Here is a 20482-nt window from a genome sequence, read left to right on the forward strand (position 1 = left end):
CAGATTCTGTTTCTGGTTATTGATTCGATTCAAAAATACGAACGGTTCCGTTATAGAAGTCGGAGACAGCTTGCTCTACACTTTTTCGTCCAAATCCGATCTCTTGATTTGTCGTCTGAGCTAACTTGGAGAACTCTGCAAATCCCGGAGGATTGTAACTCACCTCAAAAGGTTCAGTCTTCGTAGCTTCAGAGACAAGATTTGTATAGTTATAGACAATCTCCTCCACAGGGCCTGCACCTTCCTGAAGAAGAGTACGATTGGCTTCCGTAACGGGCACGCCGCGGTCATTACCGAGGATTTTGGCTGCCTCAGGATCATGAATCCAGAAGTCCATTAACATTGCCACTTCCTTCGGATGTTTGGTATTTGCGTAACCTGATAATCCCTGACTCGACTCAAATACAACACCCGTTCCCTTAGGACCTCGTGGTACAGGGAGAAGAACCAAAGGGTCTTCCGTCAAGCTCTGGAATGCAGCGAGCTGGTTGGATGGCAGTAGAGTCATGGCTGCTTTGCCTGTGATCAACAGGGATTTACTGGTATCATCATGCGGGTTGGATACCTGCAATTCCGGTGTGACTACACCGCCGGATGCCGAAGTCTTTTCCCAATACTGGAACCATTCCAGAATGTCTTCCTTGGCGAATCCAAGTGTGCCATTTTTCATGTCATATAGTTGTTTACCCCGTTGTTTTAGATAAATATCCATCCCGTCGACGGTGAAATTATAGGTTCCATAGAAGCCGTCCCCGAGTTTGTCGGATAACTCCTTGCTGATGGCGGCATAGTCCGCCCAGTCCCAATCGGAAGCTGGCAAAGGCACGCCGGCTTTCTCAAAGAGTGCCTTGTTAACAATAATTCCCCGTGCGTTGGCACCGGCAGAAATATGTTGCAGCTTCCCGTCGAGACGTCCGTATTCGATCATAGTTTCATCCATACCATCCAGATTCAGTTCGTTGCCAACATATGGGTCTAGGTTAAGGAGGACATCTTTTTTGGCATAATCAACGACATTTCCACCGAGGAAAAAGATATCCGGTGCTGTGCCTGATGCCAACTGGGTATTCAGCTTGTCGAAATATCCAGAGGAGGGTGCAAATTCACCTGAAATTTTAATGTCCGGATGTTTCGCCTGAAAGATCTTCAGGGCTTCATTCGTAATATCTGCCCGTTTCTGGTCACCCCACCACATGATGCGAAGTTCGACCTGTCCGCCCTCGGTAGTTCCATTGTTATTACCATCGTCTGTATTATCAGTAGCACCCGTATGGTCTGTTCCAGAGCAAGCTGTTACGAATAACAAAAGTGAAGTGATTATACCGATCATGAAACGCTTGAACATGGTGAATCCCCCTGACTATGGATAATGAGAAACGTGTTGTTACTTCAGACCTGTTGTCGCAATGCCTTCAAGGAAATATCGCTGAAACAGTAAAAAGATGATGGTCACGGGAAGCAGTGACAGGGTAGACATGGCGAGTAATGCGCCCCAATCGGATTGTCCTGACGGATCGAAGAGAGAGCGGATGCCCAGCTGCACGGTGAACAGATCAATTTTGCTCAGATAGATCATCTGGCTGAAAAAGTCATCCCAGCTCCACAGGAAGGTGAAGATCGCTGTTGTAATCAGTGCCGGAACGAGCAGAGGCACTACGATTCTGAAAAAAATCTGTGATTGCCCGCAACCGTCAATGGTTGCACTCTCGTCCAGTTCCCGCGGTATACCGCGTATGAATTGAACCATGAGCAAGATGAAGAAGGAATCCTGCGCGAGCCACTTGGGCAGAATCAGCGGGAAATACGTATTAATCCATTGAAGCTCATTATAGAGAATGTACTGGGGCACCAGAGTAACATGGTAAGGCAACATAATCGTGATCAACATCATGCTGAACCACAGCCCTTTGAATCTGAACTTCAATCTGGAGAAAGCAAAGGCTGCAAGGGAACAGGAGATCACATTACCCAGCACACTCATGACCGAGATCAGAACGGAGTTGCCGAAGAAACGCCCAAAGGAGATGCCCTGCAGACCTTTCCAGCCGTTAATATAGTGCTCCAGCGTGAAGCTGGTTGGGAAAAGATTGCCACTGGTGAAAATGAGATGGTTCGGTTTAAACGAACTGAGAATTAACCATAGTACAGGATATAACATCAGCAGACCGAAAAGTATAATGGCGGCATGCCTCCCGGCCTGAACCAGTTGTCGTTTGATTGGCATATGCATTACCTCCCCTCCTGATTATCCCCGTAGAACACCCAAAATCGGGATGTAACAAAGACGATTGCGGTGAATACTCCGATAATGACCAACATGATCCAAGCCAGAGCCGAAGCATAACCCATATCAAAGAACGAGAAACCTTTCAGATACAGGTACAAGGTATAGAACATTGTTGCATCGAGTGGACCCCCGCGGCCATCTCCGATCACGTAAGCGGGTGTAAACGCCTGGAATGAATTGATCATGCTCATGATCAGGTTAAAAAAGATAACGGGGGAGAGCATGGGCAGGGTGATTCCGAAAAATTGACGTATCTTTCCCGCCCCATCGACATCGGAAGCTTCATATAAGTCTGCCGGGATCTGTTTCAGACCCGCAAGAAAGATAACCATGGCAGATCCGAATTGCCACACGGATAGCGTGATTATGGTATAGACTACATAGTCCGGATGCGCAATCCAGGATGGTCCCGAGATACCAAACCAGCTTAAAAACTGATTGACCAATCCATTCCCCTCAAAAAGTTGCCGCCAGACGATTGCAATCGCGACGCTGCCACCCAAGAGGGAAGGGATGTAATATACGGTCCGGTAGATGCCGAGGGCTCGAATTCCTTTGTTCAGCGCCATTGCCACCAGTAGAGCAAAGGCAAGCCTTAGTGGGACAGATAAAAAAACATAATAAAATGTGAGCCCCAAGGACCTGCGAAAAGTATCGTCCTCGGTAAAAATGTGAACATAGTTGCTGAGTCCGGTCCAAGTCGGTGATGACAGCAGATTGAATTTGGTCATGGATAAGTATAGGGACGCAATCATCGGTCCCAGTGTCAGACAGAAGAGTCCGATCAGCCAGGGCAGAAGAAACAAGTAGGCTGTGGTATTCTGCTGACCGTATAAGGGCTTGGTCTGTTTTTTCATCATGTGCCTCCCTTCTGCATGGATAAAATTCATGGTTACCCACTGTGAATCCGCTTACAGCATGCGGCGTTCACTTGGTAACCACATCATACCGGGGAAGGGGAGAAGCTTGAATCTTATTTCTTCGGATCATGGTTATCGATTTTTTCGGAATGCTGCAACCGATAGTCTGAAGGACTCATGTTGAACATTCTTTTGAATTTCGAACTGAAATAACTTGGCGAACTGAAACCTGTCAGCTCAGTAATATCCCATACGGTTAATTGAGTATCCTTCAGCAGTTGCAAGGCATGTTTCATCCGAACGCCCGTCATATATTGAACAAAAGAGGTACCTGCCCCTTCCTTAAACAATTCGGAGAAATAGGTAGGGTAATAGTTGAATCGTTCAGCGAGTAACGTCAACGTGAGCTCCTGCATATAGTTCTCTTCGATATATCGCTTGGCTGACTCTATAACCGTTCCATCCCCATTTTCCGAAGGAAGTTGTCGACCCAGGAAGTCTTGAGCCCATTGCATTAATAAGCGTTCTGCTTGATCTGGCGTCTTAAGCCACAGTATCCATTCCGGGGCCATAGGATAATCCATCAACAGTGAAATTTGAAAAATACTTCGTGTCATTCGGGAGGGAGAGAGCTGGAATGCCTCGTGAATCTCCTTGTGGATGATGCTGCGGAAGGAGTCCAGTTCCCCACGAATGAGGCAGCGATGCAGCGTACGTATCGTTTCTTCAGGCAGTAATGGACTATAGTCTGTTCCTGCCTGAGGGTTCAGCCTGCTGCCAGCCCGTTCAGCTGAATTCCAAGCCAGAAGGGAACGGATATAACCTTCTTTCCAGTGCTCAAGTCTAGATACAGATCGTCCAATCCCAACCCTAATATTCATGGAAAAAACGGATGCCGTAAGTTCCGCGAGCTGCTGGATGAATTCGTGTTGAACACCGTCTGGTGTCATGAAATGCATGATCCCTGCGTGTGCCGGATCATGAAATACCTGGACAATGTCTGAATCAGACTGGGCGATTTCATAACATACCATCTCAAAAGGAAGATGCATGTGCTCGTGTAAGCGATCTTCTCGAAGATCCTGCTTGTCCGAGTGACTCATACTGGCGGTGATGAAACAGACCTTCTGATCCTGCCATGATTCGAGATGGAACAATCTCAGCCGTTCTGGCATGGAGGAAGGCGGTAGGCGATTGCCTTTGACGAGATCAAGAAGGAAACGTTCTTTCATTTCCCGGTAATACTGAGAGAGTCGCCATTGCAACAATTCGGAATCGCCTCGCACTTTACGTTGTTCATCCAGATCCGCTTTGATTTTGACTAAAGTGGCTTTTAGTTCATCCCGGGTTACAGGCTTCAGTAAATAATCCATGACCTGGCTACGGACACCTGCTCTGGCATATTGAAAATCTTCATAACCCGTGATAATAACAATCTGAATGGAAGGATTATAACTGCGGCAGACATCCAATAATCGGACGCCATTCATGACAGGCATATTCATATCGGTAATCAACAAGTCAAAATGTTCAGATTGTAAAAGTTCATCCGCTTCGATCCCGTTAGACGCTTCTCCTGTTATGGCAAAGCCCATGCCATGCCAATCGACTTTCAATTTCAACCCTTCGCGAACTTCAATCTCGTCATCTGCGATTAATACGTTGTACATCATATTCCTCCTGTACGGGTAGAATCAGTTCTATACATGCGCCACTGCTCTCATCGTTCTTCATATGAACCGTGAACAAGGCACCATAATGCAGGCGGCAACGAGCAATCACATTGCCAAGTCCAATATGCCAGCCTTCATTAAGCAATATGGATTCCAATGAGGGGGAAGCATCAGGGTGATGCATTTTATGGATTATCTCTGTTGGAATACCCGGTCCGTTGTCTGAAACGCGGATATGCAGACGATCATACAGTCGGTTGATCCGTATTTGTACCTGAGCTGTCGTCTGATGCTGGAAGCTGTATTTCACTGCATTTTCAATAAGTGGTTGAAGAATAAACTTGATGATGACCACGGAGTTCAGTGTGCCATCCTTTGTTATCGAAATGTCGAGCTTATGACCGAAACGAGTCTGCAAAATGGAGATATAACGCTGCACATAATCCAGCTCTTCGGTTAGGGGAACACGGTCGTCATTGGTGTTGATAGAAAAGCGCATCATTTTACCCAAATCCTCAATGACCTGAACCGTATCATCCGTTCGGCGCTGAATGGCAAGACTGCTTACCAGCTCCAGAGTATTAAACATAAAATGTGGATTAATCTGTATGAGAAGTGCCTTGTACTCTGCTTGCTGGCGAAGAAGTTTCAGTTCAAATTCATTCTGGATATGCTGCCGCAGCTGACTGATCATATAACGGAAGGTAAAGATGACATAACTGATCTCACTCTTTACATTTTTATCTGGAGGCAGAAGTGAATCCGCTTGGTCAAAAGCCCCTCGTTGAACCTGTCTCATCGCCAGCACCAGTCTGGTCAAAGGTTTGGTTACACCATGGGATAACCATGCAGCCGCCAAGAGGGAGACCAGAATCAGGACAATTGTCACCACCACAATCGTGCTTTGAAGCTTATGGAGAGAAAGATACATTTCCTTTTCCGGTGCCAGACCCGCCAACATCCAGCCGGTACGCCCCAGTTTCTTGAATACAAGGATGTCTCGCTGTCCTTCATGGTTGGTGAGGTATGCCACACCGGATTTGAGCGGGCTGTTTCGAAACCGATCGATCTCTGCGGTAGCTACAGCACCTAACGCGTCTACCTGCTGTGACAGAATGGGATTCCCTTGCTCGCCCAGTAGAAAAATAGTGCTATTCTCCGCAAGATGTATGCGACGGAGCGGTTCCAGAAAATAGGATTCACTGACATTCACCTTCATGACACTCTGCGCTGTAGCATGATGAAAGGTGCCAATGGGCATCAGCAGACTGACCACCGGGTTACCATGATCTCTGACACGTTCATGTTGATCGGTGTGTGCAGGTAACCAGCGTTCCCCCAACGTGTAGAAATTCGTATACCAGGATTCTTGTACAAAGGCAGGGTCATATGTTACCTGATTCTCGCTGCCAATTCGCAGTCCATTCCGTCGATAGATGGATACATCCGAGATACTGGTGTAACTGTTGGTTGCCTGAGTGAGAAAACGGCTCATCGCGAGGTTGGCCAACATCTTTTCTCCTTCCGGCAGGTTCGGATCACCGATCGCGTTATCCCAGTTTTTGCTCGTATCACTATTGAAAACAAGAGAGGCGGCGTCATAGATCTGCATCTGCACCATATCTACGTATGAACCGTATTCCTCCATTTTCTCAAGAGCAGAGGATTCGATGTAAGAGCGAATGACCGTGCGAGATTCCTTGAAGAGCAGGTAGGAGAGTGTACCAAAAGCGAGGACAAACAGGACAACGATAAAGGCAATCAGGCGGTTTTTTAAAGAGAAGAACATGGATTTCCTCCTTCTACCGAGTCAACTTGTGTGCAGGTTAATTATAAAAATATAAAAAAGACTGCGTGATATGCGCAGCCTTTAAAAAGATTAATAATGTAGTGAAGACCTGGGAGACTTAGAACCGAACCAGATTATTGACGTTGACAGGCAAGCCTGTGGCAATGGCACGATTGGCCGCAATCCCAGTCAGAATGGATCTGGCACCGTCCACGTGATTAGCAGCACGATGGAACGGATCTTCTACAGGCTCTCCAAACAGATCATTCAGCAGAACCGGGTCACCTCCGCCATGTCCACCTGCTTTTTCTTCCACTTCAACCTCATATGGCGCACCGAACATCGGAAGGACCCGCAACGTTTTACCGATCAGAGCACCTTCTTTACTTTTGTCACCTAATGAATTGACATAGGATTGTTCCACAATGTTCATCTCAATCCGGCCTTTGGTGCCGTTAATGGCAATACGGTAACCTTCCCATGGCTGATAGGCAACGAGGGAGTACGTCAGAATGGCTTTGCTCCGATACTTCACAAGAACACCCATTGTATCCTCAATGTTGATACCATCCCCAAATACACTCTGATCCCGCTGATAACCATCTTCTGATTCGGCATCCAGATACATGGACTTCATATGTGCGTCTGAATCCAAATGCAGTGCAAAAGGATCTTCCTTCGCGATCGGGTTGCCAGTTGCTCGATTGTAGAACTGCGTTACACCACGTTCTTCTGCGTTTTCTCTGCCGTAAAACATCAGATCACCGAATGCAAACACGGTCTCCGGTTGCGAGCCGATCCAGAAATTCACCAAATCGAAGTGATGGGTGGATTTGTGAACGAGCAGTCCTCCGCTGTTACGCTTGTCCCGATGCCAACGGCGGAAATAATCTGCCCCGTGGCGGGTATTCAGCAGCCATTCAAAGTGAACGGACGTGACTTTTCCGATGGTATCATTCAGAATAAGTTCCCGAATCTTCGTATGGTGCGGCGCATAACGGTAGTTAAAGGTAACTCTGACGTTCTGGCCAGTGCGCTTGACTGCATCCAGGATGTCCTGGCATTTCTCCTCATCGATCGTCATTGGTTTCTCGGTGACAACGTCACAACCCAGTTCCATCGCGCGAATGATGTACTTGTGATGGGTACGGTCAACGCTGGTTACGATGACATAGTCAGGCTTCTCGTTCTCAATCATCTGATCAAACTGATCCGCAGGATAGGTGGGTACCTCTGGATAATCGTACTTTTCCTTCAGCAGTTGATTCGCGTAATTCATGCGGACTTGATTTATATCACAAAAGCCGACAAGCTCGGAAGTATCCCTGTAATCCCGGGTTAATGCACCATAAAAGAATTCCGCACGGCCGCCGGTTCCGACTAATACATAACGTTTCTTGCTACTCATGTCTATCGCCTCCTTGAATATAGCTTTAGACTATAACAAGGGAGTACTTCTTTCGCCGCATTTTATGCGTAACCGCTTTCAAATGCCGCATATTTTGCTATAATTTATGGAAAGGAGAGAGGCCGACATGACAGAACCTTTCAGTGCAGATTTTCATGATCCCACGGATTTACTACATATTGAATATGATCGTCGCATTGGATATTTCTCGATGACGGATGACCACCTGCATGATCATTATGAGTTGTATTACCTGTTGTCTGGCGAGCGTATCTATTTCATCAAGGATCGGACCTATCGGGTAAAGGCTGGTGACCTGGTGTTTGTTGACCGCAATACGGTTCATAAAACATTGGAGAGCGGCATGCCCGACCATGAGCGGATGGTGCTGTATGTGAAGCCTGAGCTTTTTGCAGCCATGGCTATTTCAACGGAGTTAGTCGAAGCTTTGAAGGAGCCCTTCTGCTGGGAGATTCCTATTATAAGGTTTCCTTCACAGGTCACGGAGGTATTGGAGCGGATGGTGAGCGAAATGGTGGATGAAATGCTTCGTCCCCAGCCGGGAAGTAACCTGTTGCTTCGTCACCGGGCTATTGAATTGTTGCTGCAAGCCTATCGTAATCAGCACCTGGGCAGGTTATGCTCCGATGATCGTGAGCCGGTGCTTCATCCCAAGACACAGGCCGTCGTGCGTTACCTGAATGAGAACTATCAGAAGCCACTGACATTACCGGAGGTGGCGGGTATGTTTCGCATTAGTCCGCATTATCTGAGTCGATTGTTCAAACAAACAACGGGGTTTACCTTCAGTGATTATCTGAATCTGTTACGGGTGAAGGAAGCACAGCGTTTACTGCGAGAAAGTGAGGAATCCATTACGGATATTGCATGGCTTGCCGGATTCAGTAACTTCTCTCATTTTGGCAAAATGTTCAAGCGTACTGTTCAGGTAGCACCAAGAGTCTACAGGCAGGAATATAAGGAGTCAGGTTCCGTTAGAACCCTAAAAGAAGGAGAGAATATACGATGATTGAAACGAGATTGAATGAACTGGGGATCATTTTGCCACAGGCCAGCGCCCCCGCAGCAAAATATGCGAATGCCGTTATTGTCAATGGCATCATGTATGTATCCGGTAAAGGACCAGATATCCCCGAACGTGGCAAGCTGGGATCAGACTTTACAACAGAACAGGGATATGATTTTGCCCGGAACGCTGGACTGGAGGTGCTTGCTGTCGTTCGGGATGTGTTGGGTTCACTGGATCGGGTGAAGAGAGTAGTTAAAGTACAGGGCTTTATCAATGCGTCCGCTTCGTATCAGGAGCATCATAAAGTGCTGAATGGATTCTCGGATCTGATGATGGAGGTATTCGGGGAACAAGGCGTGCACGCCCGTTCAGTATTCGGTGCAGTGTCCGTGAGGGACAACTTGCCCCTGATCATTGATTCCATATTTCAGGTGGAGGAATAGGTAACCATGACAGAGTCGTCTTCATTTAATCCGATGATGTTAACGATCCCCGAGAGCTTTCATACGGAACGTCTCACGATTCGTGCACCGCAGTGGGGGGATGGCCAGGCTGTGAATGAAGCGGTCCGTGAGAGTGCGGAACAGCTGCGGTTATGGTTGCCTTTTGCCGAGAAGATCCCTTCATTGGAAGAGTCTGAAGTGACGGTTCGCAAAGCAAGGCTGCGATATCTGGAGCGTACCGACATGATGTTACATTTGCGTGATAGGCATACGGATGAATTCGTAGGCAGCAGCGGGTTACATCGCATCGACTGGAATGCACGCTGTTTTGAGGTCGGTTACTGGATTCGAACATCGCGAGCTGGTGAGGGTCTGATGACAGAAGCGGTGAAAGGGATAGAGCAATTTGCCATTACTCATCTGGAGGCAAACCGGCTGGAGATCCGCTGTGATGCCCGCAATGTGCGAAGTGCCAAAGTAGCGGAACGAGCGGGTTATACACTGGAAGGTATACTGCGCAAGATGCGGCGGGACAGTACAGGTACGCTGGTTGATTGTATGGTTTTCTCCAAAGTCAGAGGCAGTGAGTTCGAGTAAAGGGAGGGTAGATATGGAGCGAATTGGTCAGGGAAGAACTGCGGTAATTTATGTGTATTCGAACGAGCACATTATGAAGTTATATCGAATGGATTTTCCACTCGAAGCAGTCTAGAATGAATACAACATTGCCTGATCAACAGCAGATCTATCATGGCGATTTTCCCCCCGATAATGTTATGCTCAAGGAGGCCCGCGACTCGTACTGGGTTATCGATTGGATGACTGGCATGGCGGGAGATCCCGCGGGTGATGTGTCTCAAAGCTGGGTAATATTAATGAGCGACACATTGTCGGAAGATACAGAGTCAGTTATACAATCGTTCAACTTCTATAAACGAATCTAACTATATTATATAAAAAGGTAGAGAAAGAGAGGGGACTAATTCATGCTGCATTCATTAAAGGCCATACAATCATACAAGTCAGGTAACACGCCGGAAGCCCAGCAGCAATGGCTGCAACTGCTGGCAGCAGCAGAGAAGCCCCATATTAACCTGGAGCGCATTCATTCCATTGCCGAACTTGAGGGAACAAATCCGGTGCTGGAATACACCGAGCGTACACTTCACGTACTGGAAAAGCTTCAGGTTTCTTTTTGGGTGAGAGAAATACTGGAGGACGTATTAATCTGGTCAGAGACGGCGAAGGCCGGATCACGGGAGCAGCGGCGGGTATGGCAAAAGCAGGGCGTTAACTTGTTTGTACACAATGTGGGGTCGGCTCAGTTATATGATCTATTCGCAGGCGCAGAGCACCTGGATAATGACATCGGTAAGACCAAGGAGACGAGTATAAATCAACCTGGTTCTCCGGGCGATTCCTTAAGTAAGAATGCGGATATAAGCGAGCATGATACGCTGAGTACACCCACTCCAAGGCATGAGATTATACGTACTCTAATTGCTACGCATGGACTTATTGGTCAATACATACGCGGAGAGATTCCATTTGCCGAGAATGCTTCGCTCCACGCCTTAATCGTCAAAGGATGGCTTAGTACAGATGAACTGCACACCATACTGATGGCATTAAATGAGTGCATTATTGCAGGTGTTGATCCAGCGTTATGGAATCAGGTTCAGGCTGAGGTGCAGCGCATTATAGGCTGGATTATCGTTGGACCGGATCATGAAGACTGGAGCGTGAAGGAACGGTTATCCCGCTTAAGAAGTTCATCCATTCGGCAGGGAGAAGCTATGGATACGGCTTACGCCAAGCTCCAAACGGAACTGGATGTGGAACAGGCGCTGGCTCCGCTGGCTCATCGCACATTATGGTATGTGGAGTCGGCCATGCAGGATTTTTCGTTGCAGGAGATGGTGAAAGTGTTCCTGTTGACGCTTCGCAGCGAGAGTATGAATCCCACATCCATGGAGAGCCGATCTGAAATCGTTCGCCATATCAGCTTCGAACCATTAATGAATACGATGTATTACGATTACAAGGGCGTCAAGAAGCTCAATATTTACAAGAAACGAATGATTGAAAAATATTTGGAACAGTATTCGTGGGAACAGATTACGGCAGGGGAGCAGATCGTCTATCCCCATCTAACCCATCGCATTGAGCGTCATGCGGATCTGCCGGATACATTGTTCGTGACCTTCGAATTTTCCCCCGCAGCCGAGAAGCTGATTGCATTCTGTATTGAAGCGGAAAAGTCACCGTTATATGAGAAGGCTGTGTTGCTGTTATTTGACCTGTTCGGATTGCGCCGGGATGCCTATGACCGGTTCCACAACGAAGAGACGTATTTGTCCGATATGAACAGCTCCGGTGATTATAAAAAAGTACTGCTCGACTACATCGTTGGTAAACGGGTACTTGATATTGGCCCAGGTGGAGGGATTCTGCTGGATCTGATTGAGCAGGAAAAACCGGAAGTGGAGCCGATTGGTATCGATATTTCAGCCAATGTCATTGAAGCGCTGGAGCGCAAAAAACAGCGTGAAGGACATCGCTGGCAAGTCATGAAGGGCGATGCCCTGCAACTGGAGCAATATGTGCAGCCAGGCACAGTGGATACGGTTATTTTCTCATCCATTCTGCATGAGTTATATTCATATATTGAACTGGACGGTCGAAGATTTAATTCCGATACGGTTGTGGCAGCGCTGAGAAGTTCATTCCGTGTACTGTCACCTGGAGGAAGAATTCTGATTAGGGATGGTATCATGAGTGAACCGGAGGCACAGAAGCGCCGTATTCGTTTCCTGGAAGCGGATGGAATGCGCTGGCTGGAGCGGTATGCAGAGGATTTTCAGGGGCGTGCAATTCAATATGAGCGGATCTCAGACAACGAAGTAGAGATGCCGATCAACGATGCGATGGAATTTCTCTATACCTATACGTGGGGGGAAGAGGCATACGTGCATGAAATTCAGGAGCAGTTCGGTATTTTTACACCGACCGACTATAAGAACTGTATTCTAGAAGCGCTAGGCGAACAAGCCGAGATGATCATCTTCGAACATTTCCTTCAGGACGGTTATACGGAAGCACTTGGAGAACGAATGATCTTCATGAAGGAAGATGGCTCCCCTGCGCCTTTGCCAGACAGTACCTGCCTGATTGTCATTGAGAAGAAGAAAGGATTAGCGGTTGGATGATGAGTGAGGCCAGTACGTTTTTGTATTTTGTCAGACATGCGGAGTCTCGATATGTTGAAGGACAGGAACGCGAGCGTGGACTGACAGAACAAGGTCATCAAGATGCGGGAACGGTTGCCAGTCTGCTGCAAGGGGAGCAGATTCAACTGTTCTATTCCAGCCCTTACAGGCGAGCAGTGGATACAATTCAGATTCTGGCAGATCGGTCAGGTGGAATTGTGGTGACAGAGGAAGATCTGCGTGAACGCCAGTTATCAAGTTCGGATGTGAAGCATGATAATTTTCGTGAAGCCAAGCAGCAGTTGTACCGTGATCCTACGTATGCGTATCCTGGTGGAGAGTCTGGTGAACAGGCTCGCTCAAGGGCAGTAGCGGTGATAGATAGAATTCTGGATAAACATGCGGGTCACAAGGTAGTCATCGGAACCCATGGAGATGTAATGACGCTTATTTTTCAACACTATGATGCTTCCTACGGTTACGATTTCTGGGAGAAGACTACGATGCCGGATATCTATAAGTTGCAGTTTGATGGAACGCGCAAGTTGGTCCAGGTCACCCGATTGTGGGAGTGACAGGTTAATATATGAGAAATGCATTAACCAGAATGATAGTGGGGAGGAGTGAGTTGGCGGATGAAAATTACGCTTTTGCCTGATACATACTTTGTTGAAAATCTAAGCGTATCTTCATTACAGGATAGAATGTACTGCATATTTGATCTCGAAGGGACGGGAATTAATCCTGTGGTGGAGAGTGTGACACAATTTGGTGCGATGCATTACCAAAGAGGTCAACAATGTAATACAACATTTTCTTCACTTGCACGTGCGGATAAACCTATACCAGAAGCTGTGGCGAAATTAACAGGCATTTCGAATGAGGATATGGTAGAGGCTCCGTCGTTCGTAGAAGCATTTCAGGAATTTCAGAAATTTATTGGTGATAACGTTCTTGTGACACAAGCCGGATATGAATATGACCTACCCATCTTGAAGCGGCATTGTGATGAGTATGGTCTCCCGATGTTGACTAACCCAGTATTGGATACAAAAGCAATGTTCACCTACATTCATCCTGAGATTACCGAGGTCGTCTCTACGGATTTTCTGATTCGGTATTACGATCTGAATACAGATGGAATTCACAGGCACAATGCTTTGGCAGATTGTGGTGTGATTGCTCGTATCTTTGAAAGTATCCTTAGCGAATATGAGGAACTTCAATTGGATCATTTTACAGCCGATCCTAATCGAATGATGAAGCGTTTTGTTATACCTGAGATGTATCTGACATGATGATGAACTGGAGGGGAGATCAATGAGCAGAACGGATGTGGAGAAGCTACTCTTGGATCTTAACGAGGGACGGATTCTGACCCAGCAGACATTCGAAGGATTGGATGTGGAAGTTTACCTGGATGAAAGGGACGCCTCTGCATTTGCTGACGAGTGGATGCAAGCTTTTGAACGGTGGGCTCAAGATACTGCGGTGGCTGAAGAAGAGGTGCTGCGGGCATGCAGGGAACAGGCGTTCAAACAGACCTTGGCTCTCACCGGCGAACCTGAGTTAGCGGGGTATGTGAGTGATGATATTGGTTTAATTGGTGCTGCACTGTTACAGGGTACGGCGAATGATTCCTTTGTGGATCAACTGTTGGAAAGTTATCGACAAGGTAGGTTGCCCCTGCGTTAAGCGGGGGGAGGACCAACAAGGGTGTTTTCGTTTGTATAAAAAAACAGCATCAAATGTACATTGTGGGTCGGATGAGGCATAAGGTACAATTCACCTAAGCAATCGATGAGAATGATAATCATTATATGTGGAATATTCTCACGGTTACATCAACAGATCACATAGGGGTGAAGGGTAACATGGTAGGTTTAGTTAAAGGTTTCAAAGGGTGGACGATTACATTACTGCTCATGGGTCTGGTTATTTCAGGGTGTAGTACAAATACCGCTACGAATGCGGAACAGACTCCTGCAACTGAAACTGAAAGTGCAGCTTCTGGAGAAAATACTTCTGGAAACGAGACAGAGCCTGCTACACGGGTTGTACAGGATGAATTTGGAGATGTGACGATTCCGGTTCAACCACAGCGGATTGCTGGAATATATGTGGAAGATTATCTGAAGGCGCTCGATATTACACCTGTAGTGCAGTGGTATAATCCGATGTGGGGTGTACAGGATTATTTAGGACTGGATGTTCCGAAATTTGATACTACGGGGAGTATTGAAGCTTTGTTGGAGTATGATCCGGATCTCATCATTGTAGATGGTGGGGTAGATATGGAGAAATATGAGATGTACTCCAAGGTGGCACCGACGTATCGTCTGCCTGAGAGCGTACTGCAGGATTCGAACCAAATTCTAAAAACCATTGCCGATGTTGTAGGTAAGCCGGACAAGGGTGAAGAAGTTGCTGCGGCATTCGGAGCCAAGGTTGCAGATGCGAAGGCGAAGTTGCAGGAAGCGGTTGGAGACGAGAGTGTCGCAGTTGTCCGGCTGAATGTTAACGATGACACACTGGCGTTGTTCGGTGTGAAAAATCGATTTACCGGATTTATTTATTCCGAGCTTGGCCTAACACCTCATCCTCTGGTTAACAAGATGGAAGAATACCAGGAAATTCTGTCTGAAGAGGCCGTGCCGCAACTTGATGCAGATCATCTTATTGTGTTCCCTTCCAATGGAGAATGGTCATCTCCCGAGAACAAGGAAGCCTTGAAGGTACTTGACAGCAAATTGTGGAAATCTCTTCCGGCCGTTAAGAACAATCAAGTGTACATCATGGAAAGATCACAATGGCAATCAGGTGCGATTACAGCAAATTCCATGAAAATTGATGATCTCTTGGAAAAAATGACTCCATAAGAATAATCCCATAAGAAAGAAAGTTCTTCAGTCAGGGTTGAAGAGCTTTCTTTTTTCGTATACACTATTTTAAATGATAATAATTCTCAGTTAAGGACGATGAACATGTGCCACACCATAATACAACTGATCCCCAAGCCTTGGCTATGCTCACTTCAGCATATGGAATACGTAGATCACCATCAATCTCATATCGATAAACGTTTGTTATACAGGATGTCGTCCTCCCACTCTATATTGGTTGTAACGTCTGGGAAAGGTTCAATAGTTTGCTCAGATCAGGAATCTCATCATTTGCAAAAAGGAATGATTATGTTTGTTCCTGCTGGAACATCCATTAAGGTAGAAGGCTCTCCTTGGACAGAAAGTGAATTGCAGTATTATAAGCTTGATCTGATGATGGCTGAGTTGAAAGAAGAGACTTCGAACGCTTTGTCTAGTAGAAACATGGAGGAGCAGCAGGAACTTCCCCAAAGTCCAGATTCTCCGACATTATTACCGCTTATTCAACTCAGCTACAGTCCGTGGAGTTCCTGTCTGGAAGCCTTGGAACAAATACTACGTCAACAGGTCACTGGCGATTGGCTGGAGCAATGGGAGGTACAGCTTCGTTTCCAGGAGTGGTTCCGAGCCTTGTTTCGCCAGAGTGTCCCCGAAACAGAAGTACCCGATGACCGTGCCCGTCTTCAAAGTTCAATTCGTTATATTGGCGACCACTATGATCAGACGATAACCGTGGATGAGCTTGCGGCAGATATTGGTCTAACCAGAGCCAGCTACACTCGGCAATTCAAAAAAATCACGGGCAAGCTCCCGCTTGAATATGTAAATGCGGTTCGACTGGAGCGCTCGAAGCAACTATTGCAGCTGACGGATGATCGCATCCATGAGATAGCTCAGAATGTGGGATTCAGCAGCGAATATTATTTTGGCCGCCGATTTAAGCAATATGCTGGTATTTCACCTGGGTTATACCGCCGTCATCACCGTCAAGAGGTTCGTGTCTTTGCTCCGTATCTGGAGGACTTTGTGTTGGCTCTTGGCGTAAAACCTGTACTGCAATGCTCCCATCATTCTTGGGGGAGACAGCATTATTTGGGATTGAATGATGTACCCGAATTCGATGTAAGCGAGCAGGATGCTCAATTTAATGTGGGTAATATACCGGACTTTATCATGCTGAACAAGGGATATGATCGATGGAATCTGGACCGTTTCGAGCAGGTAGCACCTACATTTTACGTAGATCATCTGGGAGAGGACTGGCGCTCCATTTTAAGATCGACAGCCGATGTGTTAGGGAAGGTGAATCGGGTTCAAGATGTGATTGGTGCGTATGAGGACAAGGCAATGGAAGCTAAGAGTCGGTTAGCACGTTATATGCGTGGCCAGACGGTAGCTTTTTTGCGTATATCTGCTTCTGATATTACTCTCTATGGGGACCAGCAGGGTTACGTTGGCCCTGTAATTTATCAGGATCTTGGATTGATTCCGCATTCCCGTGTGCAGCAATGGACAAGACACGAGCGGAGGATTTCCATTGGATTGGAGCAGTTAAGTCAACTTGATGCGAATCACTTGTTAATTACATTTGACACTGGAAATTCTGCCAAACCTGGAGATGAGCGCGAACTGCTTGACAGGGACGAATGGAAACGCCTTCCTGCGGTGAAGAGTGGCAATGTGTATGAGGTGGATTTCATGTCATGGATGAACTACGGTGTGATCTCTCATGGGAAGAAGATTGAGGACATATTGCGGTTTATGGCTTGAGGGATGGGGCTAAAATTGCAAACAAGCTGGTTTCAATAATTAAACTCGAAGAAAAATGAAAAAACATTCTACTAATCGGATTTACTGTATGATATAGGAAAAATGAACTGGAGAATAGACATCCTATGAAGAAAAAAATCTGGGCCTCACTTTTAGTAATAGCTGTTATTGGGATGGCCCCTGTTACAGCAATATCAACGACTACGGTCGCCGAATTGCATGAAATTTCGGGTGAAGATCTTCCTGAAAGCTTACGATATGATTCTAATCATCCAGATGTAATTTATGTGAAGGATTGTGGGGTCTTCGAGAAAGTTGATTCGAGTTTAATAGATTACAGTGAAGAAGAAGTTGTGGTAGATGATATACAAAAGGTAACAGATAAAACGAATGTAATTGTTGCTTATGAAGCGATTTACGTCAAAAAAGGTGAATGGGAATAAAACATTTGACGTTTGAGGTAAGTGAATACTAAAAAATATGAAGTTCCATCAGCATAGCTGAAGGGGCTTCTTTTTGTTCAATTTGATAAAGGAGCGAATGCAATTGCCAGAATCAGCTTAGATTCATCTCATTTTAGTGTAGCGTTTACAAAAAAACAGGATAACGAGCACAAAATGCAAAAGCGGATGTCCTTGACTGAACGATTGTGACATACCATTAGAATGAAGGCTGATCTGTAACGCAGGGATTGAAGTCTTCAAGCATAGCCATGAATGGCGGATGGGAGAGCTGTAATGACAAAACGGGTAATTCTGTTGGAAGAAGGTACGGCAGAGATGAAGGGGCTAATGGGCAGTATAGGGGCTGATCTTGCAGAACTTATCCATGCAGGGTGGTCTGTCCCAGCCGGATTTGTGGTCACAACGGAATGCTGTCGCGAGTTCTGTACCCGTCTTGGACATCTTTCCGGTGAAGGAGAGGAAGAGATTATTAACGCGATCCGGCATCTGGAACAGCAAACCGGGAAGTTCTTCGGACATTCGGAGAATCCGCTATTACTCGCGGTACGTACGGACCAGGATCGAGCCTCAGCAACTGCGACACAATCACTGCTCAATGTTGGTCTGAATGATGTCACTGTGGAAGGACTCGCACGTCATACCGGTAATCGGTTGTATGCACTCCAATGTTACCTTCATTACTTAAAGGAATATGGACAGTTGATACATGGAATTCCGTCTGAATTTTTCACAGAAATATCGAGCCACGTTAAGGATGGGGATGAAGCGGAGTTTGAATTAATCATTACCGAATTTAAATATTTAATTGAAGCGAAGGGTCGCAGCCCTTTTCCACAGGATGTCCAACTTCAATTCAATGAAGCAGTACGTGCGGTATATCATCCACAGTGTGTTGAAGCATCCAGATCTCAGAAAGAGATCGTGCGTAAATCATATTACATCTCTTCGGAGCAAAGCGCTCCTGTTCTTATACAGACGATGATACATGGAAAATGTGGAGAATCAAGCGGGGCCGGAACAATATATACGTGTAACCCACTTACAGGAGAAAAGGGAATTACAGGACAATATGTCCCTACCGGGAACGCGAGCCAAACAGATCACGGCTTGGAGCGTTTAAGGAAAGACCAACCTGAGCTGTACACAAGTTTACTGGAGATAGGTAGCCAGTTGGAGACGCATAAGGGAGAAGTGCAGGAAATCACCTTTGTGATTGAATCCGGCGCGTTGTATGTTGTGCAGACCCAGCCCGCCCGATTATCCTCAACAGCCACGCTGAGGAGTACTGTGGATTTTGTCCATGAAGGACTCATCACCAAGGAGGATGCACTTCTTCGTATCCAACCTGGGCATATCACGGAAGTGTTGAAGCGACACTACACAGATTCTAACAGCGAAGAGAGCAATGGACATCTGCCCATACAGATCCAGCCAGTAACTAATGATGAATGTCCAGCTTATAACAACTCAGATTCACTTTTATCAGCAGATCTGCAACTACTGCTCAATTGGGCTGATGAAGTGAAAGAGTTGAAGGTACTGGCCAATGTAGATCATCCACAGGATGCCATGACATCAAGGCTACTAGGGGCTGAGGGAATAGGTCTGTGCCGGACGGAGAACATGCTGTTATCACCTGCGCGGTTACCATTTGTACAAAAAATGATCTTGGCAGATAGTGAATCTGAACGCAGGCGTGGTTTGGAGCGTTTGTTGCCGATGCAGCAGTCTGATTTTGAACAAATATTCGAAGCGATGGATGGATACCCGGTAACGATACGTTTGCTCGATTCGCCGTTGCATGAACTGTTACCGGATCTGGGAGTGTTGGAGAAACGGCGCGAGTGGTTACAAGCAGAGGAATGGCAGGAGCAAAAAGACCATCAGAATGAACTGGAGGAACTGGAGCGCGTAATTCGCAGAGTCAGTGAATTGCATGAACATAATCCGACATTGGGGCAACAGGCTTGTCGGCTGAGTACGGTGTTCCCGGAGATTGTTGATATGCAGCTGGAAGTGATTTTCCGAGCAGCGGTGATAGGCATCCGACAAGGATGGTGGGTACGTCCCGAGATTATGATCCCACAGATCGGTCATGTGCATGAACTTCAGGTGATGAGAGATCTGGTGGATCATGTGGCGGACCAGGTGCTTGGTGAAGAGAAGCGGCATTGTCACTATAGAGTGGGGGCGATGATCGAAGCTCCGAGAGCGGCGCTGACGGCGACTCACATTGCTCGCCAGGCTGACTTTTTCTCGTTTGGCACGGATGAGCTGACAGAGATGACATTTGGATATAGTCGCCATGAAGCTGAGAAGCGGCTCCTTCTCCTTCAGCGTGATACGGACTCTCGTATGGTAACGAATAATCCATTTCATGTGTTGGACATTGAGGGAGTCGGCCAACTGGTGGAGATGGCGGTAGTCCAAGGTCGAATTCGAAAACCTCATCTGAAGACAGGGATCTGTGGAGAAAATGTTGTGGACCTGGAGTCAATTACGTTCTGCCACCGCATTGGACTGGATTACGTAAGTTGTTTGCCTGAACAGATCCCTTATGCACGAATTGCTGCTGCACAAGCAGCCATTAAGGCACAGAGAGAGGGAGCAGACACACAGAACACGGATATTTCTACAATTGCGTAACGCTCACCCTGTCCTACACGG

At 46.7% G+C, this 20482-nt stretch carries 18 protein-coding genes; 12 read left to right on the plus strand and 6 right to left on the minus strand.

Going from position 1 to position 20482, the window contains the following annotated elements:
- Positions 1 to 16: 16 nt before the first annotated feature.
- The 6 genes from ACETMN_RS13045 to ACETMN_RS13070 form a co-directional block, all read right to left on the minus strand.
- Positions 17 to 1345, minus strand: a complete 1329-nt coding sequence (locus tag ACETMN_RS13045; RefSeq protein WP_210107891.1) for an ABC transporter substrate-binding protein — start codon at positions 1343 to 1345, stop codon at positions 17 to 19.
- A 39-nt stretch (positions 1346 to 1384) separates the two neighbouring features.
- Positions 1385 to 2224: a carbohydrate ABC transporter permease gene (locus ACETMN_RS13050; protein ID WP_341073003.1), complete on the minus strand. Its 840-nt coding sequence runs from the start codon at positions 2222 to 2224 to the stop codon at positions 1385 to 1387.
- A gap of 5 nt (positions 2225 to 2229) precedes the next feature.
- Positions 2230 to 3144, minus strand: a complete 915-nt coding sequence (locus ACETMN_RS13055; protein WP_091016954.1) for a carbohydrate ABC transporter permease — start codon at positions 3142 to 3144, stop codon at positions 2230 to 2232.
- A 116-nt stretch (positions 3145 to 3260) separates the two neighbouring features.
- A complete protein-coding gene (locus ACETMN_RS13060; RefSeq protein ID WP_411736211.1) occupies positions 3261 to 4817 on the minus strand; it encodes a response regulator in 1557 nt (518 codons plus the stop codon).
- Positions 4792 to 6609, minus strand: a complete 1818-nt coding sequence (locus ACETMN_RS13065; protein ID WP_341073005.1) for a sensor histidine kinase — start codon at positions 6607 to 6609, stop codon at positions 4792 to 4794. Before ACETMN_RS13065 ends, ACETMN_RS13060 begins: the two co-directional genes overlap by 26 nt.
- Positions 6610 to 6727: 118 nt before the next feature.
- Positions 6728 to 8017, minus strand: coding sequence for a Gfo/Idh/MocA family oxidoreductase (locus ACETMN_RS13070; RefSeq protein ID WP_105598348.1), 1290 nt, complete (start codon positions 8015 to 8017; stop codon positions 6728 to 6730).
- Positions 8018 to 8144: 127 nt separating this feature from the next.
- Between ACETMN_RS13070 and ACETMN_RS13075 the strand changes: the two genes are divergently transcribed.
- The 12 genes from ACETMN_RS13075 to ACETMN_RS13130 all read left to right on the plus strand — a co-directional run bounded on the left by ACETMN_RS13075 (position 8145) and on the right by ACETMN_RS13130 (position 20461).
- Positions 8145 to 9047 (plus strand): AraC family transcriptional regulator, encoded by a 903-nt coding sequence (locus ACETMN_RS13075; RefSeq protein ID WP_341073006.1) that lies wholly within the window; start codon positions 8145 to 8147, stop codon positions 9045 to 9047.
- Positions 9044 to 9490 (plus strand): RidA family protein, encoded by a 447-nt coding sequence (locus ACETMN_RS13080; RefSeq protein WP_091016945.1) that lies wholly within the window; start codon positions 9044 to 9046, stop codon positions 9488 to 9490. Before ACETMN_RS13075 ends, ACETMN_RS13080 begins: the two co-directional genes overlap by 4 nt.
- Before the next feature lie 6 nt (positions 9491 to 9496).
- Complete coding sequence (locus tag ACETMN_RS13085; protein WP_411736212.1) at positions 9497 to 10087, plus strand: GNAT family N-acetyltransferase; 591 nt, start codon at positions 9497 to 9499, stop codon at positions 10085 to 10087.
- Between the two features lie 116 nt (positions 10088 to 10203).
- Positions 10204 to 10434, plus strand: a complete 231-nt coding sequence (locus tag ACETMN_RS13090) for a phosphotransferase (protein ID WP_105598351.1) — start codon at positions 10204 to 10206, stop codon at positions 10432 to 10434.
- Positions 10435 to 10476: 42 nt separating this feature from the next.
- On the plus strand, positions 10477 to 12699 hold the full coding sequence (locus tag ACETMN_RS13095; protein ID WP_091016940.1) for a class I SAM-dependent methyltransferase: 2223 nt from the start codon (positions 10477 to 10479) through the stop codon (positions 12697 to 12699).
- Positions 12696 to 13274 (plus strand): histidine phosphatase family protein, encoded by a 579-nt coding sequence (locus tag ACETMN_RS13100; protein ID WP_256975157.1) that lies wholly within the window; start codon positions 12696 to 12698, stop codon positions 13272 to 13274. The genes ACETMN_RS13095 and ACETMN_RS13100 overlap by 4 nt, the downstream gene beginning before the upstream one ends.
- 60 nt (positions 13275 to 13334) lie before the next feature.
- Positions 13335 to 13997 carry a PolC-type DNA polymerase III gene (locus ACETMN_RS13105; protein WP_091016938.1) on the plus strand — a complete coding sequence of 221 codons (663 nt, stop codon included), beginning with the start codon at positions 13335 to 13337 and terminating at the stop codon, positions 13995 to 13997.
- 22 nt (positions 13998 to 14019) lie between these two features.
- Positions 14020 to 14394 (plus strand): hypothetical protein, encoded by a 375-nt coding sequence (locus tag ACETMN_RS13110; protein WP_091016937.1) that lies wholly within the window; start codon positions 14020 to 14022, stop codon positions 14392 to 14394.
- A gap of 179 nt (positions 14395 to 14573) precedes the next feature.
- Positions 14574 to 15578, plus strand: coding sequence for an ABC transporter substrate-binding protein (locus tag ACETMN_RS13115; protein WP_091016935.1), 1005 nt, complete (start codon positions 14574 to 14576; stop codon positions 15576 to 15578).
- A gap of 294 nt (positions 15579 to 15872) precedes the next feature.
- Positions 15873 to 17351, plus strand: a complete 1479-nt coding sequence (locus tag ACETMN_RS13120) for a helix-turn-helix domain-containing protein (protein ID WP_411736213.1) — start codon at positions 15873 to 15875, stop codon at positions 17349 to 17351.
- A gap of 125 nt (positions 17352 to 17476) precedes the next feature.
- Complete coding sequence (locus ACETMN_RS13125; RefSeq protein ID WP_411736214.1) at positions 17477 to 17794, plus strand: hypothetical protein; 318 nt, start codon at positions 17477 to 17479, stop codon at positions 17792 to 17794.
- A gap of 294 nt (positions 17795 to 18088) precedes the next feature.
- Entirely contained in the window at positions 18089 to 20461 is a 2373-nt protein-coding gene (locus ACETMN_RS13130; RefSeq protein WP_411736215.1) for a putative PEP-binding protein, read from the plus strand.
- Positions 20462 to 20482 lie beyond the last annotated feature (21 nt).

The sequence above is a fragment of the Paenibacillus sp. M2 genome, assembly GCF_046713495.1.
Classification (GTDB): Bacteria; Bacillota; Bacilli; order Paenibacillales; family Paenibacillaceae; genus Paenibacillus; species Paenibacillus amylolyticus_B.